The organism is Streptomyces sp. NPDC039424, assembly GCF_055639495.1.
Genome location: NZ_JBVKAI010000008.1, coordinates 109,086 through 134,687, shown reverse-complemented (window position 1 = coordinate 134,687; position 25,602 = coordinate 109,086). Strand labels below are relative to the sequence as shown.

Genomic DNA, 25,602 nt, shown 5'->3' with positions numbered 1-25,602 from the left:
ACGCACATCTCTGGAAGGCGATTTCATCAAGTGAGCACTCACGTCATCGTGTTGAACGGCGGATCCAGCTCCGGCAAGTCCGGCATCGTCCGCTGCCTCAAGGCGATTCTCCCGCAACCGTGGATCAACATGGGCGTGGACGACCTGATCGACCGGCTGCCGCCCTCCCTGCTCGACTCGGGCTCCGGCGTCGCGTTCGGACAGGGCGGCGAGGTCATCCTCGGCGACGGCTGGCGCGCGATGGAGACCGCCTGGACGAAGGGCGTCGCCGCCATGGCCCGGGCGGGCGCCCGGATCATCATCGACGACGTCTTCCTCGGCGGTCGGACCGACCAGGAGCGCCTCCGCGGACACCTCGAAGGCCTTCAGGTGCTGTGGGTCGGCGTGCACTGCGCCCCCGAGACCGCCTCGGCCCGGGAGATCGCCCGGGGCGACCGGGTGCCCGGCATGGCCGCCCTGCAGGCCGAGACGGTGCACAAGGGCGTCGTGTACGACGTGGAGGTCGACACCACCCACGCCGAATCGCTCGACTGCGCACGCGCCATCGCCCAGCACGTGAGCTGACGGAGCTCGCCGGAGAGGGGCGGGCGCGCCGTGCGACCCGCGACGCGCCCGCCCCGGGCAACCGAAACCGCGACCGACAGCCCGACTCGACGCGCGAAGGCGTATTCACCGACGAAGGACAGTTCCCCATGCCTCTGTACGACAGCATTCTCGACACCATCGGCCGCACGCCGATCGTCAAGCTGAACCGCATCGCGCCGGACCACGTCACCCTTTACGCCAAGGTCGAGTCGTTCAATCCCGGCGGCTCCGTGAAGGACCGCCTCGCGCTCTCCGTCATCCTCGACGCCGAGGCGAGGGGCGAGCTGAAGCCCGGCGACACGATCGTGGAATGCACCTCGGGCAACGTGGGCGTCGCCCTGGCGATGGTGGCCGCGGCGCGCGGCTACCAGTTCGTGGCGGTCATGGGCGACGACTTCTCGGTGGAGCGGCGCAAGCTCATCCGGGCCTACGGCGGCAAGGTCATCCTCTTCCCCGCCGTCGCCGAGGGCAGTGCCGGCGGCCGGGCCAGGGCCGACGAACTGGCGGAGAAGCACGGCTGGTTCCGCTCCCAGCAGTTCGACAACCCGGCCAACCCGGCCTATCACCGGGAGACCACGGCGGCCGAGATTCTGAGCGACTTCGCCGGTAAGCGGCTGGACTACTTCGTCTCCGGCTTCGGCACCAGCGGGACCCTCACGGGCGTCGGCCAGATGCTGAAGCTGGCCCGGCCCGACGTGCGCGTCGTGACCTTCGAGCCGGAGACGGCCCGCGTGCTCGCCGGCCAGGAGTGGAAGGCACACAAGATCCAGGGGCTGGCCCCCAACTTCGTGCCCGGCGTGCTCGACCAGAGCGTGATCGACGAGCTGCTGACCGTGGACGAGGTCGTGGCACGCGACACCGCGCGCCGCCTCGCCGCCGAGGAGGGCATCTTCACGGGGATCTCCGCCGGAGCCGCCGTGGCGACGGCGCTGCAGGTCGCGCAGACCGCTCCCGAGGGCTCGGTCCTGCTCGCCATGCTGCCCGACACCGGCGAGCGCTACCTGTCCACCTTCCTGTTCGAGGGAATGAACGAGGGCTCGGACGACGAATGGCTGGCCTCGCTCGACGAGGGCACCGGCGGCGCCTGAACCTGAAGGGGAACGGCGCATGAGGGAATTCATCCCCCCTGCCACACGCTTCGTCGACCTGCCCGACGGCTTCCCGATGAAACGTGGGGGCACGCTCCACGGCGCGCGTATCGGCTACCAGACCTACGGGAAGCTGAACGCGGCACGCGAGGTCATCCTGATCCTCACCGGCCTCTCGGCCGACGCGCACCCGGCCTCGCACGCGGACGACCCCAGCCCGGGCTGGTGGGAGGCCATGGTGGGGCCGGACAAGCCCATCGACACGGACCGCTGGTACGTCATCTGCATCAACTCGCTGGGCAGCTGCAAGGGCTCGACGGGGCCGGCCTCGATCGACCCGCGGACGGGCGAGCCGTACCGGCTCGGCTTCCCCGACATCACCATCGAGGACATCGCGGATGCCGCGGCCTACACCGTGCGGGCGCTGGGCTTCGAGCAACTGGCCTGCGTGATCGGCGCCTCCATGGGAGGGATGAGCGCGCTGGCCCTGCTCTCCCGGCACCCCGGGATCGCACGGAGCCACATCAACATCTCCGGCGCGGTGCACTCGTTGCCGTTCTCGATCGCCATCCGGTCGTTGCAGCGTGAGGCGATCCGGCGCGACCCGCAGTGGAACCAGGGCCGGTACCACGCGGAGCAGTACCCGCGAAGCGGCATGCTCCTCGCACGCAAGCTGGGCATGGCGACGTACCGGTCGGCCCAGGAGTGGGAGAGTCGCTTCGGGCGGGCGCGTCTGAACCGGGACCGTCTGCCGGGGAAGGAACCGTTCGGCCCGGAGTTCGAGGTGGAGAGCTACCTCGCATTCCACGCCGGCCGCTTCCTGCACGAGTTCGACCCCAACAGCTACCTCTACCTGAGCCGTTCCATCGACCAGTTCGACCTGGGCGAGTCCTGTGGCGACACCCCGGAGGGCGCCTTGTCCCGGCTGCGCCTCGACAGGGCACTGGTGGTCGGCGTGGAGACGGACATCCTGTTCCCGTTGAAGCAGCAGCGGCAGATAGCCGATGGACTCAGTGCCGGCGGGACCGACGTCCGGTTCCTGCCGCTGGAGTCACCTCAGGGGCATGACGCGTTCCTGGTCGACACCGATCGCTTCGGGCCGCCGATAGCCAAGTTCCTGTCGGGAGGATGACACGGCTCGGTGCGGACGAGGTGTCCTCGCCTCGTCCGCACTCGCCGTCGCTCCGTCGGTCCGTCACTCCGCCAGCAGGATCGGGAACGCGTCCGCGACGGTCTTCACGACCTCACCCGGAATCGAGGCCCCGGTCGGCAGTGCCCGGCCGCCCGAGATCCAGATCGTCGACATCCCCAGGGGCCCGGCGCCCGCGATGTCGTACTCCAGGGAGTCGCCGACCATCCACCCGTGCTCCAGCTCCACGCCGGCGCGGCGCGCGACGATGCGGAAGATCTCCGGATCGGGTTTGCTCACCACCTCGTCGTCGGCGTAGCACACCACGTCGAAGAGGTCCCCCAGGCCGTCATGCATCTTCGGAAGCTGCTGAGCCTCTGTGCCGTTGGTCAGGAGCGCCGTCCGCCAGCCGTGTTCGCGCAGCGCGCGCAGATTCTCCGGCACACCGTCGAACGTCCGGACAAGCTGCGGCATCCGTACCGAGAAATTCCGCCGGAGTTCGGTCGGTGACTCGGAGAATCCGAAATGGTCCACGATGGCGCGGAACGTCTCGTCGGGCGGGACCGGTCGCTTCTGCTCTTCTCGCAGGAATTCCAGCCCGTCCGCTCCCAGGGACCGCTGCTCGGTCAATTCCACGAACCATCGGTCGATCGCGCCGGTGCTGTCCACCAGCGTGTCATCGAGATCGAATATGACGAATTTCTGCACGCGTTCTCACTCAGTTTCGGGGCCGGGACGGAAACGGGGAGAGATCGGCGGTCACTCGCGCGCACCCACCGGCGTGGGCAGCGCGTCGAGCTCGGCGATCTCATCCTTCGTCAGCGCGAGCTCGGCGGCCTGGACGTTCTGATCCAGGTAGCGCGCGGTCTTGGTGCCCGGGATGGGGATGACGTACTCGCCCTGCGCGAGCAGCCACGCCAGTGCCACCTGGGCGGACGTGGCTCCGTGACGCTCACCGATGGCGCGGACGATCTCCACGAGACGCATGTTGGCGGCGAAGTTCTCCGCCGTGAAGCGGGGCATCTCGGCGCGGAAGTCACCGTCGCCGAGGTCGGTCGGGGACGAGTAGCGTCCGCTCAGCAGGCCGCTGCCGAGCGGCGAGTGGCACAGGAAGGCGATCCCCTGCTCATTGCAGTAGGGCACCACGTCGGCCTGGAACTCCCGGGTGAACAGGGAGAACTCCGACTGCACGGCGGCCACGGGGTGCACGCGCTGGGCCCGGCGCAGCTCGTCGAGCGACATCTCGGAAAGACCGATGGCGCGTGCCTTGCCCTCGGCGACCAGCTCCGACAGCACGCCCCAGCTCTCCTCGACCGGCACCTCCGGGTCGACGCGGTGCAGGAAGTAGAGGTCCACGTGGTCGGTGCGCAGCCGGCGCAGACTGGCCTCCAGGGCGGAACGGAGGTACTCGGGACGCCCGTTGAGCGTGAACTCGGCGCCGTCGTACCGTACCCCGCCCTTGGTCGAGAGCACGGTCTCGTCACGCCGTCCGGCGAGGGCCTCGCCGACCAGTTCCTCGTTGCTGAACGGCCCGTACACATCGGCCGTGTCGATGAGGTTGACGCCCAGATCGAGGGCCCGGCGCACCACGGCAAGGGAAGCGCCGTCATCTCGGTTCTGCGGGTCGTAGGCGAAGGACATACCCATCGTCCCCAGGCCTATTCGACCGATGACCGGCCCTCCATTGCCCAGCGTGGTGGTTCGCACGAAAAAATCCCCTTCCAGGGAGATAGCCGGTTGACGTCGCCTCACTATTTTCCACTGGCACCGAAAGCCGTTGTGGGGCCGCGGAGATCAACATCCTAGCCTGCACGAGAAGGGATTTTCGAGGGCTTGCGGCAAAACCGAAATCGCCCATCTCATCCGCGGCGATGCGCCATTCATTCGCCACCAGGCAGGGGAGCCGCACGCATACCCCGCCCCGGAACTATGTTGGCCCACCACAGGTGCGCCTGACCTGCGTATTTCTACGGGGTGCCGACACGTACCCGCCCCCACCGCCCAGCGTGTCGCACACCCCGCGGTGTCGTCACCCGCGTTCTGCGGCGCATCCTCGCCCCGGACCGCTCTCGCCAACCCAACCGCTGATCCGCATCGATCATTGCCAGCACATCAGCGTGAACCAGCCGCCGATCAAGCGTCTGTTCCTGTGTGTATGCCCCGATGACCGTGGCGGTCCTGCTGTCGGCCGGCGGGCTCGCCACCCGGCTGCTGCGCAAGGTCCCGCCGCGGGTGCTGATGGCGCCGGGCATGCACCTCGTCTCCTGCGGCATGCTGTGGTTTCTCACCATGGGGACCGACACCGCCTACGTCGAGGGTGTGCTGGTCGCGGGACTCCTGCTCGGCTTCGGGGCGGGCATGATCATGCCGGTGGCTTTCAACTGCGCCACCCACGGCGTCGACCAGGGTGACGCGGGCGTCGCATCGGCTCCCACATCCCTGACACGTGCGGCGGAGGCCCACTGATGGAACGGGCCCCTGGGGAACTGTGCGCGTGAGTACGACCCGGGCTCGCTCCTACGAGCCGATGATGGCGCGCAGGGCGGCCAGATGTGCCTGGTAGGCGTCGCGGCCCCGTCGGGTGAGCCGAAGCCAGACGCGTTGGCGAGTGTCGCGGACGGCTTTGCGCTGCTCGACGTAGTCGGCGTCCATCAGCACGGTGACGTGCTTACTCAGCACGGAGGCGGAGACATCGAGCTCTCGCTGGACGACGGCGAACTCGGCTTCGCCTGCGGTGTCGAGCAGGGCGCAGATGCGCAGCCGATTGGGGGCGTGGATGGTGATGTCGAAGCCATCCATGGGGTCGGCGGGGTCGGGACTCACGAGTTCTTCCGGTGCAGACGGATGAAGGTGAGGTGGAAGGCGATCGATACCGCGGCGCCCACGGCAGAGGCGGCGAACAGCCACACCGGCTCGCCGGTGGCGCGAAAGGCGATCACCGATCCCACCAGGAGCGCGGGCAATCCGACGGCCATCGGTACGGTGGCACGCTTGGGCAGCACGTCCAGGCGCAGTGCGACGCCGGTCTTCTTCTTCCAGGAGCCGGCCGCGGCGGCGAAGAGCGCCAGATAGGCGGCTGTCATCACCGCCATGACGACGCCCCAGGCGACCCTGGGCAGCAGCCACTCGGAAGCCGCCACCAGACCTCCGTAGACCGGCGGGATGGCAGCTATGTACAGCGTGAGCGCGGTGGTGAACCACAGCGGCCACGGGGTGGCGGACAGGGCGGCGGTAGAGGCGTGGATCTGCTCGATCTCGGTCAGTGCGTCGCGGGCCTGCTGCGGTGTCGGTCGGATCACGTCCCCGTTGGTTTCCATGACGGAAAGACTAGAGGAGTGTTTCCAGTGCGGCAAGACTCAACTTTCCGCAATGGAAAGTCTGGCTCACGGGGCATGGGCGCTCCACGCACACTCGCCGCCCGAAGTGTGTGGCGCCGCCACATGTGCGCCTGACCTGCGCGTTCCTACGGTATCCGGACACCCACCCGTCCCCACCGCACGCGAGGAAGTGGCGCACATGGCCTCCGGAACCACCGCTCCCCCACCCACCGCCAACCTCAAGCGCATCGTCGCCGCGTCCCTCATCGGCACCACCATCGAGTGGTACGACTTCTTCCTCTACGGCTCCGCCGCCGCGTTGGTCTTCAACAAGCTGTTCTTCCCGGACTCCGACCCGCTCGTCGGCACGTTGTTGTCGTTCCTGACGTACGCGGTCGGGTTCGCGGCACGGCCCCTGGGTGCCCTGGTGTTCGGGCACTACGGGGACCGGGTCGGGCGGAAGAAGCTGCTCGTGCTGAGTCTGCTGCTGATGGGCGGGGCGACGTTCGCGATCGGGCTGCTGCCGACGCACGCGAGTGTCGGGGCCGCCGCTCCGGTGCTGCTGACCACGCTCCGTCTGGTCCAGGGTTTCGCGCTGGGCGGCGAGTGGGGCGGGGCGGTGCTGCTGGTGTCCGAGCACGGGGACGCGCGGCGGCGCGGGTTCTGGGCGTCGTGGCCGCAGACCGGGGCGCCGGCGGGGCAGTTGCTGGCGACCGGGGTGCTGTCGCTGCTCACCGCGGTCCTGTCGGACGACGCCTTCGGCAGCTGGGGCTGGCGGATCCCGTTCCTGCTGTCCGGTGTGCTGGTGGTCGTGGGGCTGTGGATCCGGCTGTCCGTCGACGAGTCGCCCGTCTTCCGGGAGGCGTTGGAGCGGGCCGAGGCCCGGAAGGCGGCTCGCGCGGACGGGGACGAGAAACTGCCGCTCGTCTCCGTGCTGCGCCACCACTGGCGTGACGTGCTGGTGGCGATGGGCGCGCGCATGGCGGAGAACATCAGCTACTACGTCATCACCGCGTTCATCCTCGTGTACGCCACCACGTCCGCCGGTGTCTCCAAGCAGACGGCGCTGAACGCCGTACTCATCGGCTCCGCCGTGCACTTCGCCGTCATCCCGGCCTGGGGCGCGCTCTCCGACCGCGTCGGGCGCCGGCCGGTCTATCTGCTGGGCGCGGCCGGGGTCGGCCTGTGGATGTTCCCGTTCTTCTCCCTCGTCGACACCGGCACCTTCGGAAGCCTGGTCCTCGCCGTGACCGTGGGCCTGGTGCTGCACGGCGCGATGTACGCGCCCCAGGCCGCCTTCTTCTCCGAGATGTTCGCGACCCGGATGCGCTACTCCGGTGCTTCCATCGGCGCCCAGTTCGCCTCCGTCGCGGCCGGCGCGCCCGCGCCCCTCATCGCCACGGCCCTGCTGTCCGACTACGGCAGCTCGACCCCGATCGCGCTGTACGTGATCGCCGCGGCGCTGGTGACGCTGGTCGCCGTGGGAGTGGCCAAGGAGACGCGTCACCGGGATCTCGCCGAGGTGGGGGACGCGGCCGGGACCGAGGCCGCCGTCACGAACCCGGCGGCCGACGCTCGGGCCGTCTGACCCGCGACGGCGGCCTGCCCCCGTACGGTCTGCCGTGCGGGGGTCAGTGCTGAGCCGGTGCCGCCAATCGGTGCAGGCGCAGGGCGAGTTGTATCTCCAGGGCCCGGCCGGGGTCCTGCCAGTCGTCGCCGAGGAGGCGGCCCACCCGCTCCAGCCGCTGGGCGACCGTGTTCACGTGGACGTGGAGCTCGTCCTTGGTACGGGCCGGGCTCATGCCGCACGCGAAGTACGCGTCGAGGGTGCGCAGCAGTTCCGTACCGCGCCGCTCGTCGTAGGCCACCACCGGGCCGATGGTGCGCTCGACGAAGCCGGCGACGTCGCGCTCGCCCGCGAGGAGCAGGCCGAGGAAGCCGAAGTCCTCGGCGGCGGCGCCGTCTCCCGAGCGGCCGAGGAGGCGCAGTGCGTCGAGGCAGCGGCGGCCCTCGGCATAGGCGGCGGCCACCGCGTCCGGGTGCGCGGCGAGATCGGCGACGGAGGCGGAGGCGCCGACCGTGACCGGCTCGTGGACGGCCGTGCCGAGCTGGCGGGCGGTGCGGCGGGCCAGGTCCGTGGCGGTGTCGCCGGGGGCAAGGGGCAGCAGCAGGACGGTGCCGCCGTCGCGGGTGGCGGCGAGGCCCTGCCGGGTCGCGGCGAGGTGGGACGCGGCGGCCCACAGCCGGCGGCGCGCGTCGGCTTCCAGGTCGGCGTCGGCCGTCGGGCCGTCGAGGCGGGCGGCCAGGACGACGTGGGTGGCGTCGAGGTCGGCGTGCAGCCGGGAGGCGCGCTCGCGCAGCAGGCGCGGGTCGCGGTCGCGGGCGTCGAGGAGGTCGTCGAGGAGTTCGCCGCGGACGCGCTGCTCGGCCTCGGCGGCGGAGCGGCGGGCGAGCAGGAGGAGTGAGGTGACCATCGCGGCGCGTTCCAGGGTGCGCTGGTCGACGGGGTCGAGGCCCGGGTGGCCGTACAGCACCAGCGCGCCGAGGAGTTCGCCGCCTGCGGCGACCGCGGCGATCCAGTCGTCCCCGTGCCGGACGGCGTGCCCCTCGGCCCGGGACGCCTCCAGTGCCGCCGGTGGTGCGGCCTGGGCCTCGGTGAACTCGACCGTGCCGGCCAGGACCTGGGAGACGGCGGCGGCCACGTCGTGCACCCCGCCGCCGCGCAGGACGAGCTCGGCGAGCCGGTCGTGGACGTCCGAGGCGCGTTCGATGACCGCGCTGCGGTCCTGGATGATCGCGTTGGCGCGTTCCAGCCCGGTGAGGGCCGCTCGGGTCTCGGTGAGCAGGTTCGCGGTGTCGATGGCGGCGGCGGCGAGGGCGGCGAAGGAGCCGAGCAGCGCGATCTGCTCCCGCTCGAAGACCCGCGCCCGCCGGTCCGCCGCGAACAGCACGCCGATGACCTGGGGGCCGAGCATCAGGGGCACCCCGAGGATGGCGACCAGGCCCTCGTCCCGCACGCCGGAGTCGATGGTGAGGGTGTGCTGGAAGCGGTCGTCCTCGAAGTAGTTCTCGGTGACGTACGGCCGGGCCGTCTGGGCGACGAGTCCGCCGAGCCCCTCCCCCATGCCCAGCCGCAGCTGCTGGAAGCGGGCCGCGACCGAGCCCTCCGTCACCCGCATGTAGGTGTCGCCCCGGGCCGGGTCGTTGAGGCTGAGGTAGGCCACGTCCGTGCCGAGCAGTGAGCGGGCGCGCTGCACGATCGCCTGCAGGACGGCGTCCAGGTCCCGCAGACCCGCCAGGTCGTGCGCGGTCTCGAAGAGCGCGGACAGCTCCGCCTCGCGCCGCCGCCGTCCCTCCAGCTCCGCGCGTACCCGCAGGGCGAGGTCCTTGGCCTCCTCCAGCGCGGCGACGCGGTCGGCGGGCCGTCCCTCGGCGCGGGCGAGCAGCACCGGCTGCTCGTACGCGTCCGCCGAGGCGCCGCGGGCCAGCAGTTCGAGGAAGGGCGCCTCGGTGCCGCAGCCGGGTGGGACGGCACCGCCGAGGGGCGCCCCGGCGGTGGTGGCGGGGCGCTCGGCGGACTGCACGTGATCGCGGGACATGCTCACAGGATTCCGTATCGTCCGGTCGTCCCGGCAGGCCTGTGGAAAACTCGCGGACCCACGGGCGCCGGGCCGTTCAGTGGGCCGTCCAGCCGCCGTCGAGGACCAGCGAGGTGCCGGTGACGAAGGACGCGTGCGGGCCGCACAGGTACGCCACGGCCTCGGCGACCTCCTCCGGCTCGATGAGCCGCTTGACGGCGCTGTCCTGCAGGAGCACCTCGGAGAGCACCCGCTCCTCGGGGATGCCGTGCGTCCGCGCCTGGTCGGCGAGTTGCTTCTCGACCAGGGGCGTGCGCACATAGCCGGGGTTCACACAGTTGGAGGTGACACCCTGGGGGGCGCCTTCCAAGGCGGCAGTCTTGGACAGTCCCTCCAGGCCGTGTTTGGCGGCCACATAGGCCGACTTGTAGGCCGAGGCGCGCAGTCCGTGGACGGAGGACACGTTCACGATGCGGCCCCACCCCTGCCCGTACATGTGCGGCAGGGCGCCCCGGATCAGGCGGAACGGCGCCTCCAGCATCACGGTCAGCACGGTGTGGAAGACCTCGGGCGGGAACTCCTCGATGGGGCGTACCAGCTGCAGTCCGGCGTTGTTGACCAGCACATCGGTGCCGGCGGCGGCGAGTTCCGCGGCGTCCAGGTCGGTGAGGTCCAGCACCTGCGGTTCGACGGTGCCCGCCAGGCCCCGGGCCCGCTCGGCGAGCGCGTCCAGCCCCGCAGCGTCCCGGTCGACGGCTCTCACCTTGGCCCCGGCGGCCGCCAGCCGCAGCGCGCAGGCACGGCCGATGCCGCCGGCGGCACCGGTGACGAGAGCCGTGCGCCCGCCGAGGTCCAGGGCGGGGGTGCGGGGGACGGGCGGGAGGCTGGGCGAGGTCATGGCCTCACCCTAGGCAGCGCCCACCGCCCACCACATATGGGCCGAACACATACTTCAGCCGGAAGTCATAGAGTCGAACCATGTGGGTGCGTCGGACATGGACTGCTTGATCCGGAAGAGCCCGAACTCGTTGAGCTCCGGCAGGGCGTCCACCGCGAACCAGCCCACCTCCAGCGACTCGTCGTCGTTCACCCGCGCCTCACCGCCCACGGCCCGGCAGCGGAAGGTGATGTCCATGTACTGGCAGACGTCGCCGTTGTCGTAGGTGACGGGGTCCAGGGCCTGGACGAGAACCACCCGCTCGACGACGCAGCGCACCGCCGTCTCCTCGTGGACCTCCCGCACGGCGCAGGCCGCCGGCTGCTCACCCGGATCCGGAATGCCGCCGATCACCGACCACCTGCGGGTGTCGGACCGGCGACCCAGCAGCACTCTGCCCTCGTCGTCGAAGACGATGGCGGTGACCCCGGGGAGCCACAGCAACTGGTGCCCCGCGGAGGCGCGGAGTGTACGGATGAACTCAGGAGTTGCCATGGCCCGACCCTAATGGGCCGGTTCCCGTCGCTCCGTCACCCGGTCAGGGCGCACGACCGGCGTACGGCTACGCGTCACCGGCGCGCCGGCCGCGCACACCGGCCCCGATCGCCCAGCCGAGCCCACTCGCGGCGACGAGCACCAGGGCGATCTCGGGCAGGATGCCCAGCCGGGTGGCGGGCGTCTCGGAGCTGCGCAGCGGCACCTTCTGGACCAGGTAGGCGGGCACGAACATGCCGGTCTTCTGGGTGATCTTCCCGTCCGGCATGATGATCGCGCTGACGCCGCTGGTCACCGGCACGGTCACGGTCCGGCTGTGCTCGACGGCACGGACCCGGGACATCGCGAGCTGCTGGTAGGTCATCTCGCTGCGGTCGAAGGTCGCGTTGTTGCTGGGCACGGAGATCATCTGCGCGCCGTCGGTGACCTCGGACCGTACGGCCCAGTCGAAGGCGGCCTCGTAGCAGGTGACGAGGCCGACCTTGGCGCCGTCGAAGTCGAACACACCGGGCTTGGTGCCCCGGCTGAAGTCCTGGCGGACCATGCTGGTCCAGTTCTCGTTGATCGCCCCGACCAGCGACCGCAGCGGGAGGTACTCGCCGAACGGCTGGATCTGCCGCTTGTCGTACGTCTGCGTGGGGCCCTTGGCCGGGTCCCAGAGGATCTGCTCGTTGAGCAGCTTGCCGTCCCGCTCGACGACACCGCCGACCGAGATGGGCACACCGACCGCCCGGGCCGCCTCGTCGATGACGAGGGCCGCGTCGGGGTTGGTGAAGGGGTCGATGTCGGAGGAGTTCTCGGGCCACAGGACGAAGTCCGGCTTGGCGGCCTTGCCCGCCTTGACGTCGGCGGCCAGTTTCTTGGTCTCGCGCGCGTGGTAGTCCAGCACGGCCCGTCGCTGGGCGCTGAACTCCAGCCCGGCGCGCGGCACATTGCCCTGGATGACCGCGACGGTCGCGGTGCCGTCCTCGGCCTTGTCGCTCACCAGCGGCCGGGCGGCGACCGCCCCCGCGACCGGAACGGCCAGGCTCAGCAGCGCCACCGCGGCGGCCGGGCGCCGCACGGTCCGGGTGCGGCGCGCCTCGGCGACCAGGCGCCCGGCCTCGTACAGGCCGAAGCCGCACAGGACGACCGCGAAGCCCAGCACCGGAGTACCGCCCACGGCGGCGAGCGGCAGGAAGACGCCGTCCGCCTGGCCGAACGCGATCTTGCCCCAGGGGAAGCCGCGGAACGGCACGCGCGCGCGTACCGCCTCGCCCGCTATCCATACGGCGGCCGCCCACACCGGCGAGCCGGGCAGCTTGGAGACCGCGGCGATGCCGACGCCGACCAGCGCGACGAAGACCGCCTCGATGGCGACCAGCGCGAGCCAGGGCCCGGGGCCGACCTCCACGCCGGTCCACACCAGCAGCGGCAGCAGGAAGCCGAGCCCGAACAGATAGCCCAGCCCCAGGGCCGCCTTCCGGCTGCGGCCGCGCAGGACCCAGGCGAAGCCCGCGAAGGCGGGCAGCGCCAGCCACCACAGGGTGCGCGGCGGGAAGCTGAGGTAGAGCAGCACTCCGCAGAGCGCGGCGGCGGCTGCCGGGACCAGACGGGCCGCCCAGGTGCGGCGCCAGATGGACGGAGTCGCCGGTCGCAGCCGGTCGGGCTGGTCCACGGAAGTTGCGGTGACGGTCACTCGGGGAGTGTACGGCGGGCGGCCTGGACGCCGACAACGCGGTGCGGAGGGCGGCACTCCGCACACCTACGGTCAGGAACCGCATCTTTCCTGCGCAACTCGTCCACAAAAGGGTCATCAACCGTTACGGTGTGCCCCAGCCTCTGTCGTGCGGCCGGCCAGGGCCCGGGCGGCCGGGGTCTGCCACAGGTCGGGGGACCGGGTACGGGGGGCGGCGGGGTGGGATCCACACGGACGGTGTCCGCGGCAGCGGGCGCGCGGGCGGACAGCGACAGACGAAACGTTTCTGACGCGGCGGGCGTGATCATTCTGGGGGCCTGCGCCGGCTGGTCCCTGATCAGTGCGGCCGCCCATGGCGGCCGCCCGGAGGGCGTGCTGCTCGCGGTGCTGGCGGTGGCCGCCGGGTACGCCTCGGGCCGGATCGCCGGGGCGCTCCTGCCGGTCGCCGCGCCCTGCGCCGGGGCCCTGGCCGGGCTCGGGCTGGCGGTGGCCATGCCGTATCTCGCGGCGGGGCCCCAGGTCGCCACCCCGCTCGGCCATGCCGGTGCCGTCGCCGCGCTGCTGACCCTCGCCACCGGAGCCGCCTGCTGTGCGGCCTGGGCCACGTCCGCCCCGGCACCGCGGCTCGCCCTGCGGCTGCTGGCCGCCGGTATCGCCGTGAGCGCCGCCGCCATGGGATCGGCCACCGGATGCGCCCTCGGCGCAGCCGTCCTGCTGTGCTCGCTCGCCGCCGGCCGGATGCGTCACCGGGGCCTCGGCATCGCGGGCCTGGCCCTGGCGGCGGTCCTGGTGACGGGGACGGTGTGGGCGGTCGCCGGGAACGTGCTGCCGGCCGGACTCGACGCGTCCCTCGAGGGCCGCCTCACCCCGCGCCGTGTCCGGCTGTGGCACGACGCCCTGCGCCTGGCCGGCCGGGACAGGGCACTGGGCGTGGGTCCGGGCCGGTTCGGCGAGCTGAGCCCCACCGCGCCGCAGGCGCTCTGGCCCGACGGCAAGCCGCACTCGGCGGCGCTGCAACAGGCGGCGGAGCAGGGGCTCGTCGGTGTGCTGCTGCTGGCGGCGGCCTTCTGCTGGGTCCTGTTCGCGCTGTGGCGCTCCCCCCGCTCCACGCCGGTCGTGCTCACCGCGGGCGCGGCCCTGACCGGGCTGGCCGCGATCGCCGCGGTGGGCGACGCGCTGAGCTTCACGACGGTGTCGGCGGGCGCGGGGCTGCTGGCCGGGCTGGCCACGGCTCGGCCACTCGGGCCCGCCTGGCCGGACGGGCCTGATGGCGACGCGGACACCCTCGTACGCTGATCAGGCCGTCGCGCGTCCCCTCGCCTACCGCCCGTCCGGTCTCAGCGCGCCGGGCCCGTCGCGATGGTGCGCAACCGGTCCCGGATGACGCGCACCGCGGACTCGGCGTTGTCCACGGTGACGGTGAACGTGTGGCCGTCCCACAGCCGCAGCACGATGCCCTCGCCCCGGCGCACGACGACCGCGGTGCCCTTCTCGGGCCGCCAGCGGTAACCCCAGCCGCCCCAGTGGCGCGGGGTGACGTGCGGGGCGAACTCGGCGCCGACCACCTGGGAGAGCGGGATGCGGCGCCGCGGCACACCCATGTGGCCGCAGCGCACCTCCAGGCACTCCGTGTCGACTCTCAGGGCGACGTGCACGAACGCGAGCGTGCCGAAGAGGACCAGTAGCCCGGCCGCGATGCAGCCGACGACGGACATGACCAGCGGGGCGATGCCGGAGGTCCAAGTGGAGTCGACGGCCAGTTCGATACCGAGCGCCACACAGGCCGCGCCGACCAGCGCCAGCAGCCACTGGACGCGGTTGGTGGCCCGGCCGGTCCATACGTCGGCGTGCGGGGCGCTGTCGTCGTGGAGGTGGTGCCTCATGCCTATGAGGTTACTCAGGTTTCGCTGCGCGGGTACCGCGTCGCGCAGGGTGACGTCGCCCGGCACCCGCGCGGCGGACCGGTCAGCCGGCCGGGCTCATGGCCCGCAGCAGCCGCCCTTCGGCGTAGTTCAGAGCGGGTGCGGGCAGCTCGCCCTCGCGGCCGCTCAGCAGCACCGTCAGCGTGCCCTCGGCCGGGGCCTCGGGAGCGGGCCGGGCGCCGATCCGGCGCAGCGCCTGGGCGGCCACCGCGCCGGCGGAGCCGTGCAGGACGAGCGGTGCGGCGTCGGGGCGCTGGACGGCTGCGCGGATACGTTCCGCCACCAGTTCGTAGTGGGTGCAGCCCAGGACGACGGTGGTCACGTCGTGCGGGGTGAGCTCGGCAGCCGCGGCGACGGCGGCGTCGATGGCCGCCTCGTCCGCGTGTTCGACGGCCTCGGCGAGCCCCCAGCAGGGCACCTCGGTGACCGGCACGCCGTCGGCGAAGTCCTCGATGAGTCCCCGCTGGTAGGGGCTGCCCGTGGTGGCGGGTGTCGCCCAGATCGCGACGGGGCCGCCGCCGGCCGCGGCCGGCTTGATCGCCGGGACCGTGCCGATGACCGGGATGCCCGGTTCCAGGCGGAGCCGCAGGGCGGGCAGGGCGTGCACGGTCGCCGTGTTGCAGCCGACGATGAGCGCCTCGGGCCCGAACGCCGCCGCCGCATCGGCGACGGCGAGCGCGCGCCGGGTGAGGTCCTCCGGGGTGCGCGGACCCCAGGGCATGCCGTCGGGATCGAGGGAGAGCACGAGGTCCGCGTCGGGGCGCAGGCGCCGTACCGCGGCGGTGGCCGCCAGCAGCCCGATTCCGGAGTCCATGAGCGCGATCTTCACCCCGCCACGATAGACGATGTGCCCTTGCGGGCACCTACGGTGGGGAAGACTTCGCGCGTGAGCGCCATCGTGTGGACCGCCGCCGTGTCCCTCGCCGGCTGGCTGTGGCTGCTGCTGTGCCAGGGGTTCTTCTGGCGTACGGACGTCCGGCTGCCGCCGTGCCGTGACCCCGAGGTGTGGCCCCCGGTCTGTGTCGTCGTACCGGCCCGCGACGAGGCCGCCGTGCTGCCCGCGAGCCTGCCCTCGCTGCTGGCGCAGGAGTATCCGGGGCGGGCGGAGGTCTTCCTCGTCGACGACGGCAGTTCGGACGGCACCGGTGAGCTGGCCCGCGAGCTGTCCCGGCGCCATGGCGGGCTGCCGCTCACCGTGGACTCGCCCGGTGAGCCGCCTGCGGGCTGGACGGGCAAGCTCTGGGCCGTGCGCCACGGCATCGCCCTGGCACGCGCGCGTGAGCCCGAGTACCTGCTCCTGACGGACGCGGACATCGCGCACGCGCCGGACAGCCTGCGCCGGCTGGTCGCGGCGGCGCGCACCGGGGACTTCGACGTCGTCTCCCAGATGGCCCGGCTGCGGGTGGAGAGCCTGTGGGAGCGGCTGGTGGTGCCCGCCTTCGTCTACTTCTTCGCGCAGCTGTATCCGTTCCGCCGGATCGGCGTACGGGGCGCGCGTACGGCGGCCGCGGCGGGCGGCTGCGTCCTGCTGCGCGCCGAGACGGCCGAGCGGGCGCGGATCCCGGACGCCATCCGGCACGCGGTCATCGACGACGTGGCGCTCGCACGGGCCGTGAAGGCGGGCGGCGGCCACATCTGGCTGGGCCTGGCCGACCGGGTGGACAGTGTGCGCCCCTATCCGCGGCTGCACGACCTGTGGCGGATGGTCGCGCGCAGCGCGTACGCGCAGCTGCGGCACAACCCGCTGCTGCTGCTCGGTACGGTCGCCGGGCTGGTGCTGGTGTACCTGGTGCCGCCCGCGGCCGTGGTGGTGGGCGCGGCGGCGGGGAGCGCGGCGGCCACGGTCACCGGCGCGGCGGCCTGGCTGGTGATGACGGCGACGTACGTCCCGATGCTCCGCTACTACCGACAGCCGCCGTGGCTCGCTCCCCTGCTCCCCTTCACCGCGTTCCTGTATCTCCTCATGACGGTCGATTCCGCGGTGCTGCACTATCGAGGGCGCGGGGCGGCCTGGAAGGGCCGTACGTACGCCCGCCCGGACGCCGTGCCGGACGAGGGGTGACCTCCGCCCCGGTCGCTACTTCCGGCCGGGGGTCCAGTTCATGCCCCACCCGTAGGCACGGTCGACCGTTCGCTGCGGGCTCACCCCGCGCTCCGGCACGAGGTAGCGGGCCTCGCGCCGGACGACCAGGTCGCCGTCCGTACTGGTGATGAGGGTGAGGGCGCACACCGTGGACGGGACCGTGCACTCGTCGAGCGAGAAGTCGATCGGGGCGCCGTGCTGGGGCTGGAGCGTGACGGTCGCGTGCAGGTCGGCGAAGGAGCTGGCGCCCTCGTAGATGGTCACGAAGACGAGGATGCGGCGGAAGTCGCGCTGGTGGTCGAGGTTGACGGTGAGGTTCTCGCCGCTCGCCAGGGCCCCGGTGCGGTCGTCGCCGTCGAGGTGGATGTACGGCGGCCGGTGCAGCGCCCCGAAGGCGTTGCCGAGGGCCTGTACGACCCCCTTGCGGCCGTCGGCGAGTTCGTACAGGGCGCACAGGTCGAGGTCGAGGTCCGCCGAACCGCGCCGGGGCGCACGGCCGGGGAACTGCTTGCGTGTCTGCCAGTTGAGGTTGACCCGCATGGCGCCGGAGGTGCCGCCCTGCTTGGCCAGGGACACGGAGGGGGCGGCCTTGGTGAGCGTCACCTTCGTCAGGCGGACGGGCTGTGCGGGAGGGGCCGGGGGCGGCGGGGCCGGCGGGGCGACGGGCGGCGGGGCCGCAGGCATCGGCGGGATCGCGGGGGCGGGTGTCGCGGGCGGAGCCGGCATCGCGGCTCGTGCGGCGGCGGGGGACGCCGGGTGCTGCGGCTCGTCCACCGTGATGCCGAAGTCCGTGGCCAGGCCCGCCAGTCCGCTGCTGTAGCCCTGGCCCACGGCACGGAACTTCCAGCCACCCTGGCGCCGGTAGAACTCCCCGAGGACGAAGGCCGTCTCCACGGTCGCGCCCGGGCTGTCGAAGCGGGCGACCACCGTGCCCCGTTCGGCGTCCCGGACCTCGATGTACAGATCGGGCACCTGCCCGAACGTCCCGCCGTCCGCGGAGGCGGCGAGCACCACCCGTTCGATCGCGCCCTCCACGCGCGCGAGGTCGACGACAAGGGTGTCGGTCACCCGCCCTCCGCCGTTCCGCTTGCCCTCGTGCCGGACCGCGCCGGAGGAGTGCGCGGGCTGGTTGTAGAAGACGAAGTCCCCGTCGGAGCGAACCTTTCCGGAGGCGAGAAGCAGCGCCGAAGCGTCCGCGTCGGGGACGCCCGGCCCGGAACGCCAGCCCAATTCGACGCGCAGGGCCGTCGTGGGCACCGGCGCATTCGATCCTTTCGGCATTGTCATGTCCGCCCCCATCGCGATCATCCACGGGCCGCTTCCCGGCCCGTCCTCGCCGTACCTGGCCCATCCCTACCCGGCCAACCTATTCCCGGGCACAGGGAGCTCTTACGAGAAGCACGGCAATCGCGCGGCCAACCCCCGGTAACCGGCCCGGAACTCGGCCTTTACAAGATCAAAACGGCGATTGGCGTCCTATTTTCCCGAGTTCGCTCGGATTAGGGATCCCGCGTCACCGCCGACACGGAAAACAACCCTCTTATCGGTCTCCCCAACCAGCACATCGTGGGCTTAACTTATGTGCCATGACCTCCCCCCGCTCCACTTATGGTGGCGGCTACTACTCCGCCTCCTTCCCGGACACCCCGATCTACGACTCGCTCGTGGCCGAACGGGGCACTCCGCAGATCGCCCCGATCCGGGTTCCCGCCGCCTACGACTCGGGCAGCCACCTGCCCGCGTTGCCGTCGGCCCTGCCCGCGCTCCCCTCGGGCCCCTCCCAGCAGGCCGCCCCCGTCTACGGCTACCCACAGGCGCAGCAGCCGGCCCCGCTGCAGCAGGCGCCCGCGGCGTACATCCCGCAGCAGGCCACCGCCCCGCGCGGCTACCCCGGCCCGCAGCAGCAGCCCCGCCCGATGGCACAGGGCACCGGCTACGAGGCGATGCGTCCCGCGGCCCCGCGGCCCGCGGCGGCCCCGTATCAGGAGCAGCCGTACAACAACCAGCAGTACCGCGGCTACTGACCGGCCTCCCCGGATGTCGGTGCCACCTGGCACGATGACGTCATGGGGAACGCCGAACTGCAGTCGATCCACGTGTATCCGGTCAAGGCGTTCCGGGGCTTCTCGCCCCGGGAGGCCGTCGTGGAGCCCTGGGGGCTGACCGGAGACCGGCGCTGGGTGCTGATCGACGACGGGGGAAAGGTCGTCACACAGCGCGAACACCCGCGCCTGGCGCTGGCCGCCGCCGAGCTCGTGCCCGGCGGCGGCATTCGTCTGTCCGCGCCCGGCCTGGCGCCGCTCACGGTGCCCGTGCCGCGGTCGGCGGACACGGTGACCGTGAGCGTCTTCGGCACCAAGGTGGAGGCCGTCGTGGCCGACGAGGCCGCGCACGCCTGGTGCGCCGGGCATCTCGCGACCTCCGTCCGTCTGGTCCACATGGACGACCCGGCCACCCGCCGCCCGGTGGATCCGGACTACGCCCTCCCCGGCGAGACGGTGAGCTTCGCCGACGGCTATCCGCTGCTCGTCACCACCGCCGCCTCCCTCGACGCCCTCAACTCCCTCATCGCGCGGGGCGAGCACGCCCACGAGGGCCCGCTGCCCATGACCCGCTTCCGGCCGAACCTGGTCGTGGCGGGCACCGAGGCCTGGGCCGAGGACGACTGGACGCGGATCGCCGTCGGCGAGGTGGTCTTCCGGGTCGCCAGGACGTGCGGGCGGTGCGTCGTGACCACGACCGACCAGACGACCGCCGAGCGCGGCCGGGAACCCCTGCGCACCCTGGGGCGGCACCGCCGCTTCGGCAAGGAGCTGGTGTTCGGGCAGAACCTCGTACCCCAGTCCCCCGGCACCGTCCGCGTCGGGGACGCCGTGCGGATCCTTGAGTAGGGCTTTAGGAGGACGGGGTCTGCTGGTCGGGGGCAGCGCCCCCGAACGTCGCCGAGACGGCGCCGCCGGCCGGGAACCAGGGGCCGGACCGGGTCGTTGGCAGATCGTGAGAAGTTCATGAGAGGTCCCGGTCGGGAGCGGGGGTGATTTCGCTCTCTCTTCGACCGGACCGCGGGCGAACGGCTCCGCCGGGGGTTATCACGGAGCGGGAAGGGGGGTGCGGGACGGTGCGGGCAATCGGCGGACTCTGGCGCTGGCGGAACAATCCACTGCGCCGCACGACCGATCTGGTCGAGGCCTGGGTGGCCCTCGTGGCCCTGCTGCTGATCGCGGTGGCCGCCCCGGTGATCGGTCTGCTCGTCGGCGCCGTGGCCCAGGACTCCCTCCAGCGCTCCGTCCAGGACCAGCACCGGGCCCGTCACCTCGTGACGGCCACGGTGACGCGGAAGCTGGACCGCACCCCGCTGGAGCCCGACCCCGACACCGCGCGCGACACCCGCACCCGTGTGCTCGCTCACTGGACCGCCCCGGACGGCACCCGGCAGCAGGCGCCGGTCATGGTGCCTCTCAAGTCCCCGCACCCGGGCGACCACTTCAGACTCTGGACCGACCGGCACGGGCACATGGTGACCCGCCCGCTGGATTCGGCGACCGCGACGACGCACGCCGTACTCGCCGGGTTCGGCGCGGCGTTGCTGACCGCGGGCGCCGTCGAGAGCGGCAGACGGCTGGTCGTCTGGCGCATGGTCCGCCGCCGGTACGCGCGTTGGGACCAGGCCTGGGACCGGGCGGGCCCGGACTGGGGCAAGGCCGGCACCGGCAGCTGACGGCCTTCCGGCTCTGGTCAACCCACCACCCGCCCGCACGCTACGGTGGACCGGCCGAAGTCTTCGGCATCGACCCGCGTACGACGAGGTGGGGGCACGGCAACGCCATGGCACAGGGCACGGTCCAGGTGACGCACACCGGCACATCGCGGTGGCGGCGCCGCACGGGTGAGTACGCTTCGCTCGCCGCCGCCCTGGAGGCCGCGGCCGACGGTGACGTCCTCACCGTCGCCCCAGGTACCTACCGGGAGAACCTCGTCGTCCAGCGGGCGGTGACCCTGCGCGGCCCCGAGGGCTCGCCCGGCTCGGTGCGCATCGCGCCTCCGGACGGGGTGCCGCTGACCGTCCGCGCCTCGGCGGTGGTGCGCGACCTGCACGTGGAGGGCCAGGACGCGGCCTCGCCCGCGCTGCTCGTCGAGGAGGGCACGCCGGAGCTGATGGACGTCCGGGTCGTCACCCGGTCCGCCTCGGGGATCGAGGTGCGCGGCGGTGCCCGCCCGACCGTGCGCCGCTGCACCGTCGACAACCCGGCCGGTGTCGGCATCGCCGTACTGGACGGCGGGAGCGGGGTGTTCGAGGAGTGCGAGGTGGTCGCGGCCGGCCAGTCCGGCGTGGCGGTGCGCGGGGGCGGCCATCCCCGGCTGGAGCGCTGCCGGGTGCACCACTCCTCGGGCCCGGGCCTGAGCGTGACCGGCGACAACTCCGCGCTGGAGGCGGTGGGGTGCGAGGTGTACGAGGTGCGGGGCTCCGGTGTGCAGGTCACCGCCCGGGCCACCGCGCACCTGACCGACTGCGATGTGCACCGCACCACCGCGGACGGCGTCACGCTCGACACGGACGCCGTGCTCACCCTCGCCGACTGCCGCATCCACGACATCCCCGAGAACGCGATCGACCTGCGCTCCCGCTCGGTGCTGACGCTGACCCGGACGACGGTGCGTCAGTTCGGGCGCAACGGACTGTCGGTGTGGGACCCGGGCACCCGGGTCGACGCCAACCAGTGCGAGATCTTCGACAGCACGGGCGACTATCCCGCGGTGTGGGTGAGCGACGGCGCCACCGTGGTGCTCGACTCCTGCCGGGTGCACGACGTGCCCGACGCGCTGTTCGTCCTGGACCGCGGCTCGCGCGCGGACGTGGTCGACAGCGATCTGTCCCAGGTGCGCAACACGGCCGTGTCGGTGAGCGACGGGGCGACCGCGCAGCTCGACGACTGCCGGATCCGGGAGGCGGCGACCGGCGCCTGGTTCCGCGACCACGGCAGCGGCGGCACGCTCAACAACTGCACCCTGGACGGCACCCAGACCGGCGTGATCGTCACCAAGGGCGCCGACCCCGTCATCGAGCGCTGCACCGTCGACTCCCCCGCGGAGGCCGGTTTCTACGTGTCGGCCGGGGGCCGGGGCAGCTTCCTCGGCTGCCGGGTCACCGGCAGCGGCGGATACGGCTTCCATGTCATCGACGGCTGCCGTACGACGCTGAAGAAGTGCCGCACCGAGCGGTGCGCGCGCGGCGGGTACGAGTTCGCGGACGCCGGGCCGGACGCCGCGCCCGGCACCGGTCCGGTCGTGGAGGACTGCACCAGTGACGAGAGCGGCGGTCCGAAGCCGCCCGCCGCGCGGGAGACGGCCGTCCAGACGGCGGGCCGGTCCCCCGGTCTGCTGAGCCTGATCCCCGAGCAGCGGGCCGGTGACCCGGAACCGCCGTCGGCCGCCCTCGGAGCTGCCGAGCAGCCCGTCCGGACTTCCACTGCCGTGCTCGGTGAACTCGACGCGCTGGTGGGCCTGGAGAGCGTCAAGCGCGAGGTCCGCGCGCTGACCGACATGATCGAGGTGGGCCGGCGCCGGCAGCAGGCGGGCCTGAAGGCGGCCTCGGTCAAGCGCCACCTGGTCTTCACCGGCTCCCCGGGCACCGGCAAGACCACGGTCGCCCGGCTCTACGGCGAGATCCTCGCCTCCCTCGGGGTGCTGGAAAAGGGCCACCTCGTCGAGGTGTCCCGGGTGGACCTGGTGGGCGAGCACATCGGCTCCACGGCGATCCGCACCCAGGAGGCCTTCGAACGGGCGCGGGGCGGTGTGCTGTTCATCGACGAGGCGTACGCGCTGTCGCCGGAGGACGCCGGCCGCGACTTCGGCAAGGAGGCCATCGACACGCTGGTGAAGCTGATGGAGGACCACCGGGACGCGGTGGTGGTGATCGTCGCGGGCTACACGGCCGAGATGGAGCGGTTCCTTTCGGTCAACCCGGGTGTGGCCTCCCGTTTCTCCCGGACCATCACCTTTGGCGACTACGGCCCCGACGAGCTGCTGCGGATCGTTCAGCAGCAGGCGGACGAGCACGAGTACCGGCTGGCCCCGGGCGCGCCGGAGGCCCTGCTGAAGTACTTCACCGTCCTCCCGAAAGGTCCCGCGTTCGGCAACGGCCGTACCGCGCGCCAGACCTTCGAGGCCATGGTGGAGCGGCACGCGAGCCGGGTCGCGCAGCTCGCCGAGCCGACCACCGACGACCTGAGCCTGCTCTACGCCGAGGACCTGCCGGAGCTGCCCTGAGGTGTGCCGTCCGCGCTCCGCGGGCCCGGCAGCTCGGTCCGCAGCCGGGCCAGCAGCCGTGCCCGTTCCTCGGCGAACACCGGGTCCGCCTGGTAGTCGGAGTGGCCGAGCAGCGGCGCGGGCAGCGGGTGCTCGACGGTGCGGCCGTATGCCAGGGGGTCTTCGAGCGGGGCGTGGTCCACGACCGGCCCGCAGTCGCCGGGCAGGCGGATCGGGCCCCCGATGGGATCGGTGAGCCGGTGGAGGTTGCGCCAGCATGCGACCTCCCGGTGCAGGGAGGCGAGCGCGGCCGGGCCGAAGTGGGCCGGGAACCAGCGGCCGTACAGGCGCTCCAGCGGGGAGCCGTACGTCAGCAGGGCGACCCGTCCCCGTACGGCGGGGGTGAGCTGCCAGGCCGCGGCGGCCGCGAGCACGCTGCCCTGGGAGTGCCCGGACAGCACCAGGCGTCCCCCGGTGCGCCGCGTCCAGGTGGCCATCCGCCAGGTCAGGTCCGGTACGGCGCGCTCGGCGTAGCAGGGCGGGGCGAAGGGGTGGGCGGCGCGCGGCCAGAAGGTGCCGACGTCCCACAGGATGCCGATGGTGCGGCGGGCGGAGGCGTCCTTGTAGGCGCGACGGCCCCAGGTCACGAACAGTATGAAGCCGAGGCCGACCAGCCAGGAGCCCAGCGCCTGCGAGGTCTCGGCGGCACCCCGGACCACGGCGTACGTGTGCCGCGTGGCCTCGCCGGGGGTCCGGTCGGTCAGCCGGGCGCCCACCAGGGCCCCGGCGCCCAGTAACAGGGTGGCGAGGGAGAGGACGCCGACGATCAGGGGTGCCCGGTCGGTGAGGGCGGCCATCGCCCGGGCGCGCGCGATACGGCGGGTGCGTGCGCTGTCCTCGGGTTCTCCCCCGTGTTCCCGCTCGACCCGGCTCCGCTCGGCCCGGGCGTTGCGGTGGGTGCGCCGGGCCAGCCGGGCGGCCACCGCCAGCAGTACCAGGAGCAGGAGCGGGATCACGGACGCCTGCCAGGTCAGCAGCACGGGCGGGCCGTCGATGGCGGCGCGGGTGCCGTCCAGCCAGTCGGCCACGCGCTGGGCGACGCCGCCCGAGATCACGCCGCCCAGCGCGCAGGCGAGCAGCGCGGCCGCCGGGCCGCCGAGGCCGCGCATCGCCGCGCGTGGATCGGGTGCCGTGCGGTGCAGCAGGCGGGCCACCACGCCGAGCGCGACGACCAGCAGGCCCTGGGTCAGGGCGAGGCCCGCGAAGGCCGGGTCGCCCGGCAGCCGACCGGAGGAGTGCCAGCCCGGCCGGGACCAGCCGACGTACAGCAGGGTCAGGCCGAGCAGCAGGACGGCACCGAGCGGCAGCCGTCGTACGAGGTGCTCGTCGAGCTCCTGGTCGAGGCGGTTCTCGCTGCGGCCCCGGCGGCAGACCACCCCCACCACCGCCGCCGCCCAGACGAGCAGCGCCGCCGTCAGCAGCCGGCCCAGCGTGTCCAGGGCGGCGGGTCCGCCCGGCCCCCGGTCGAAGCGGGCCGCCGGGGTGAGCACCGCCGCGGCGACCGTCAGCAGGCCCGCGGCGGTGTGGGCGGCGCGCAGCCGGGCCACCAGGCGGCGCCCGTACCAGAAGCCGGGGCGGCCCAGCGAGGTGGGACCGGTCTCCTCGTCGGGCTCGGGGGCGCGGTCGAGCGGCTTCTGGGACTCGTACGCGCTCCAGGTCCGGTGCGAGAGGTACCAGAGCAGGGCGGTGAGGGCGGTGGGGACCAGGGCCGCCACGGCGAGCCGCCGCCCGGGCGCGCTCCACCAGCCGCCGCCGGAGACGGCGGGCGAGAGGAAGCCCAGCCAGGAGTGGCGCCGGGCGCAGGGGGCGACGCCCGCGCACTGCCAGGCGGCCAGGTCCAGGGCGACCTCGCAGGCCGCCGCCACCAGCAGGGCCGTCAGGGTGAGGCCGGCGAGTCGCACCAGCAGCCCGTAGAGGCGCACCAGCCGGGTCCGGCCGGGTGCGGCGGGGCGCATCCAGTGGGCGAGGTTGACCACCATGAACGGCAGCAGCAACAGCCACAGGGCGCGGGCGCCGTTTCCGGAGGTGAGGTTGCACCAGACGTACGCCTCCGGGACGGGTCCGCCCCGGTGGTCGCCGGGTCTCGTCTCCGCGTCCACGTCCTCGGCGCGCCGGAAGACGGCCGCGGTGTCGTCGCCCGTGATCCGCACCGTGCGCGGATCTCCGAGCATCTGCTCGGGTGTGGTGCCCCCGACTCCGTGGACCAGGAGTTCCAGGGCGGCTTCGGTGTCCTCGGGCCGCGCGGCGAGGCCGTTCGCTCCGCTCGCGGCGGCACGTTCCTGTGCACGCTCCACTGTGATCGCACTTCCCCCGTGACGCGCCGACGGCATGTGTCTCCGTGCGTGCACCAGGATGGCGGTTGACGGTGTGACGCACACCACTTCTGACGGAAACTCCCCGATCCGTGTGAACGCGGCGGGGCGCACGATGCCTGGATGACATGTGCGCGTCGGTGCGGGGGGTGGCGCCCCAGCGGCGGTCCCG

At 72.7% G+C, this 25,602-nt stretch carries 23 protein-coding genes; 11 read left to right on the top strand and 12 right to left on the bottom strand.

What is annotated here, in order from left to right; translation table 11 throughout:
- Positions 1 to 30: 30 nt before the first annotated feature.
- The 3 genes from cpt to metX all read left to right on the top strand — a co-directional run bounded on the left by cpt (position 31) and on the right by metX (position 2,805).
- On the top strand, positions 31 to 564 hold the full coding sequence (gene cpt / locus ACZ7L0_RS21720) for a chloramphenicol phosphotransferase CPT (RefSeq protein ID WP_471244136.1): 534 nt from the start codon (positions 31 to 33) through the stop codon (positions 562 to 564).
- Positions 565 to 692: 128 nt separating this feature from the next.
- On the top strand, positions 693 to 1,673 hold the full coding sequence (gene cysK / locus ACZ7L0_RS21715) for a cysteine synthase A (protein ID WP_471244135.1): 981 nt from the start codon (positions 693 to 695) through the stop codon (positions 1,671 to 1,673).
- Positions 1,674 to 1,692: 19 nt separating this feature from the next.
- Positions 1,693 to 2,805, top strand: a complete 1,113-nt coding sequence (gene metX, locus ACZ7L0_RS21710; protein ID WP_471244134.1) for a homoserine O-acetyltransferase MetX — start codon at positions 1,693 to 1,695, stop codon at positions 2,803 to 2,805.
- Between the two features lie 63 nt (positions 2,806 to 2,868).
- On the opposite strand, the gene ACZ7L0_RS21705 is transcribed toward metX, so the two are convergent.
- Together ACZ7L0_RS21705 and ACZ7L0_RS21700 are read right to left on the bottom strand one after the other, a co-directional pair.
- Positions 2,869 to 3,510: an HAD family hydrolase gene (locus tag ACZ7L0_RS21705; RefSeq protein ID WP_471244133.1), complete on the bottom strand. Its 642-nt coding sequence runs from the start codon at positions 3,508 to 3,510 to the stop codon at positions 2,869 to 2,871.
- Between the two features lie 51 nt (positions 3,511 to 3,561).
- Entirely contained in the window at positions 3,562 to 4,509 is a 948-nt protein-coding gene (locus ACZ7L0_RS21700; protein ID WP_471244132.1) for an aldo/keto reductase, read from the bottom strand.
- 456 nt (positions 4,510 to 4,965) lie between these two features.
- Between ACZ7L0_RS21700 and ACZ7L0_RS21695 the strand changes: the two genes are divergently transcribed.
- On the top strand, positions 4,966 to 5,268 hold the full coding sequence (locus ACZ7L0_RS21695; protein WP_471244131.1) for a hypothetical protein: 303 nt from the start codon (positions 4,966 to 4,968) through the stop codon (positions 5,266 to 5,268).
- Positions 5,269 to 5,319: 51 nt separating this feature from the next.
- Here the strand turns inward: ACZ7L0_RS21695 and ACZ7L0_RS21690 are convergent, their stop codons facing one another.
- Together ACZ7L0_RS21690 and ACZ7L0_RS21685 are read right to left on the bottom strand one after the other, a co-directional pair.
- On the bottom strand, positions 5,320 to 5,625 hold the full coding sequence (locus ACZ7L0_RS21690) for a transcriptional regulator (protein ID WP_471244130.1): 306 nt from the start codon (positions 5,623 to 5,625) through the stop codon (positions 5,320 to 5,322).
- A complete protein-coding gene (locus ACZ7L0_RS21685; protein ID WP_471244129.1) occupies positions 5,622 to 6,119 on the bottom strand; it encodes a hypothetical protein in 498 nt (165 codons plus the stop codon). The genes ACZ7L0_RS21690 and ACZ7L0_RS21685 overlap by 4 nt, the downstream gene beginning before the upstream one ends.
- Before the next feature lie 199 nt (positions 6,120 to 6,318).
- Between ACZ7L0_RS21685 and ACZ7L0_RS21680 the strand changes: the two genes are divergently transcribed.
- A complete protein-coding gene (locus ACZ7L0_RS21680) occupies positions 6,319 to 7,707 on the top strand; it encodes an MFS transporter (protein WP_471244128.1) in 1,389 nt (462 codons plus the stop codon).
- 43 nt (positions 7,708 to 7,750) lie between these two features.
- Here ACZ7L0_RS21680 and ACZ7L0_RS21675 read toward each other — a convergent pair whose 3' ends face one another.
- From ACZ7L0_RS21675 to lnt, 4 genes are all read right to left on the bottom strand, one after another.
- The gene (locus tag ACZ7L0_RS21675) at positions 7,751 to 9,718 is read right to left on the bottom strand and encodes a helix-turn-helix domain-containing protein (protein WP_471244127.1); all 1,968 of its coding nucleotides are present in this window, start codon (positions 9,716 to 9,718) and stop codon (positions 7,751 to 7,753) included.
- Positions 9,719 to 9,794: 76 nt separating this feature from the next.
- Complete coding sequence (locus ACZ7L0_RS21670; protein WP_471244126.1) at positions 9,795 to 10,595, bottom strand: 3-hydroxybutyrate dehydrogenase; 801 nt, start codon at positions 10,593 to 10,595, stop codon at positions 9,795 to 9,797.
- Positions 10,596 to 10,649: 54 nt separating this feature from the next.
- The gene (locus ACZ7L0_RS21665) at positions 10,650 to 11,129 is read right to left on the bottom strand and encodes an NUDIX hydrolase (protein WP_471244125.1); all 480 of its coding nucleotides are present in this window, start codon (positions 11,127 to 11,129) and stop codon (positions 10,650 to 10,652) included.
- A 67-nt stretch (positions 11,130 to 11,196) separates the two neighbouring features.
- A complete protein-coding gene (lnt, locus tag ACZ7L0_RS21660; protein ID WP_471244124.1) occupies positions 11,197 to 12,807 on the bottom strand; it encodes an apolipoprotein N-acyltransferase in 1,611 nt (536 codons plus the stop codon).
- 237 nt (positions 12,808 to 13,044) lie between these two features.
- Between lnt and ACZ7L0_RS21655 the strand changes: the two genes are divergently transcribed.
- Positions 13,045 to 14,103 carry an O-antigen ligase family protein gene (locus tag ACZ7L0_RS21655; protein ID WP_471244123.1) on the top strand — a complete coding sequence of 353 codons (1,059 nt, stop codon included), beginning with the start codon at positions 13,045 to 13,047 and terminating at the stop codon, positions 14,101 to 14,103.
- A gap of 41 nt (positions 14,104 to 14,144) precedes the next feature.
- Here the strand turns inward: ACZ7L0_RS21655 and ACZ7L0_RS21650 are convergent, their stop codons facing one another.
- Together ACZ7L0_RS21650 and ACZ7L0_RS21645 are read right to left on the bottom strand one after the other, a co-directional pair.
- Positions 14,145 to 14,690, bottom strand: coding sequence for a hypothetical protein (locus ACZ7L0_RS21650; RefSeq protein ID WP_471244122.1), 546 nt, complete (start codon positions 14,688 to 14,690; stop codon positions 14,145 to 14,147).
- An 82-nt stretch (positions 14,691 to 14,772) separates the two neighbouring features.
- Entirely contained in the window at positions 14,773 to 15,558 is a 786-nt protein-coding gene (locus tag ACZ7L0_RS21645) for a glutamate racemase (protein WP_471244121.1), read from the bottom strand.
- Between the two features lie 57 nt (positions 15,559 to 15,615).
- Here ACZ7L0_RS21645 and ACZ7L0_RS21640 point away from each other — a divergent pair, with 57 nt between their 5' ends.
- On the top strand, positions 15,616 to 16,791 hold the full coding sequence (locus tag ACZ7L0_RS21640) for a glycosyltransferase (protein WP_471244120.1): 1,176 nt from the start codon (positions 15,616 to 15,618) through the stop codon (positions 16,789 to 16,791).
- Between the two features lie 15 nt (positions 16,792 to 16,806).
- Here the strand turns inward: ACZ7L0_RS21640 and ACZ7L0_RS21635 are convergent, their stop codons facing one another.
- Positions 16,807 to 18,093 (bottom strand): TerD family protein, encoded by a 1,287-nt coding sequence (locus tag ACZ7L0_RS21635; protein ID WP_471244317.1) that lies wholly within the window; start codon positions 18,091 to 18,093, stop codon positions 16,807 to 16,809.
- 305 nt (positions 18,094 to 18,398) lie between these two features.
- Between ACZ7L0_RS21635 and ACZ7L0_RS21630 the strand changes: the two genes are divergently transcribed.
- From ACZ7L0_RS21630 to ACZ7L0_RS21615, 4 genes are all read left to right on the top strand, one after another.
- A complete protein-coding gene (locus tag ACZ7L0_RS21630; RefSeq protein ID WP_471244119.1) occupies positions 18,399 to 18,836 on the top strand; it encodes a DUF6643 family protein in 438 nt (145 codons plus the stop codon).
- A 42-nt stretch (positions 18,837 to 18,878) separates the two neighbouring features.
- Positions 18,879 to 19,703 (top strand): MOSC domain-containing protein, encoded by an 825-nt coding sequence (locus tag ACZ7L0_RS21625; RefSeq protein ID WP_471244118.1) that lies wholly within the window; start codon positions 18,879 to 18,881, stop codon positions 19,701 to 19,703.
- Positions 19,704 to 19,930: 227 nt separating this feature from the next.
- Complete coding sequence (locus ACZ7L0_RS21620) at positions 19,931 to 20,530, top strand: Rv1733c family protein (RefSeq protein WP_471244117.1); 600 nt, start codon at positions 19,931 to 19,933, stop codon at positions 20,528 to 20,530.
- A 107-nt stretch (positions 20,531 to 20,637) separates the two neighbouring features.
- The gene (locus ACZ7L0_RS21615; protein WP_471244116.1) at positions 20,638 to 23,079 is read left to right on the top strand and encodes a right-handed parallel beta-helix repeat-containing protein; all 2,442 of its coding nucleotides are present in this window, start codon (positions 20,638 to 20,640) and stop codon (positions 23,077 to 23,079) included.
- Here the strand turns inward: ACZ7L0_RS21615 and ACZ7L0_RS21610 are convergent.
- Positions 23,049 to 25,412 carry a hypothetical protein gene (locus ACZ7L0_RS21610; RefSeq protein WP_471244115.1) on the bottom strand — a complete coding sequence of 788 codons (2,364 nt, stop codon included), beginning with the start codon at positions 25,410 to 25,412 and terminating at the stop codon, positions 23,049 to 23,051. The two genes, ACZ7L0_RS21615 and ACZ7L0_RS21610, sit on opposite strands and share 31 nt — an antisense overlap.
- Positions 25,413 to 25,602: the final 190 nt, after the last annotated feature.

What these genes read in the sequence shown, in the direction of transcription:
- cysK (WP_471244135.1), top strand. Translation starts at nt 693, where the DNA reads ATGCCTCTGTACGACAGCATTCTCGACACCATCGGCCGCACGCCGATC.
- metX (WP_471244134.1), top strand. Translation starts at nt 1,693, where the DNA reads ATGAGGGAATTCATCCCCCCTGCCACACGCTTCGTCGACCTGCCCGAC.
- ACZ7L0_RS21695 (WP_471244131.1), top strand. Translation starts at nt 4,966, where the DNA reads ATGACCGTGGCGGTCCTGCTGTCGGCCGGCGGGCTCGCCACCCGGCTG.
- ACZ7L0_RS21685 (WP_471244129.1), bottom strand. Translation starts at nt 6,119, where the DNA reads ATGGAAACCAACGGGGACGTGATCCGACCGACACCGCAGCAGGCCCGC.
- ACZ7L0_RS21680 (WP_471244128.1), top strand. Translation starts at nt 6,319, where the DNA reads ATGGCCTCCGGAACCACCGCTCCCCCACCCACCGCCAACCTCAAGCGC.
- ACZ7L0_RS21675 (WP_471244127.1), bottom strand. Translation starts at nt 9,718, where the DNA reads ATGTCCCGCGATCACGTGCAGTCCGCCGAGCGCCCCGCCACCACCGCC.
- ACZ7L0_RS21670 (WP_471244126.1), bottom strand. Translation starts at nt 10,595, where the DNA reads ATGACCTCGCCCAGCCTCCCGCCCGTCCCCCGCACCCCCGCCCTGGAC.
- ACZ7L0_RS21665 (WP_471244125.1), bottom strand. Translation starts at nt 11,129, where the DNA reads ATGGCAACTCCTGAGTTCATCCGTACACTCCGCGCCTCCGCGGGGCAC.
- ACZ7L0_RS21650 (WP_471244122.1), bottom strand. Translation starts at nt 14,690, where the DNA reads ATGAGGCACCACCTCCACGACGACAGCGCCCCGCACGCCGACGTATGG.
- ACZ7L0_RS21635 (WP_471244317.1), bottom strand. Translation starts at nt 18,093, where the DNA reads ATGCCGAAAGGATCGAATGCGCCGGTGCCCACGACGGCCCTGCGCGTC.
- ACZ7L0_RS21630 (WP_471244119.1), top strand. Translation starts at nt 18,399, where the DNA reads ATGACCTCCCCCCGCTCCACTTATGGTGGCGGCTACTACTCCGCCTCC.
- ACZ7L0_RS21625 (WP_471244118.1), top strand. Translation starts at nt 18,879, where the DNA reads ATGGGGAACGCCGAACTGCAGTCGATCCACGTGTATCCGGTCAAGGCG.
- ACZ7L0_RS21615 (WP_471244116.1), top strand. Translation starts at nt 20,638, where the DNA reads ATGGCACAGGGCACGGTCCAGGTGACGCACACCGGCACATCGCGGTGG.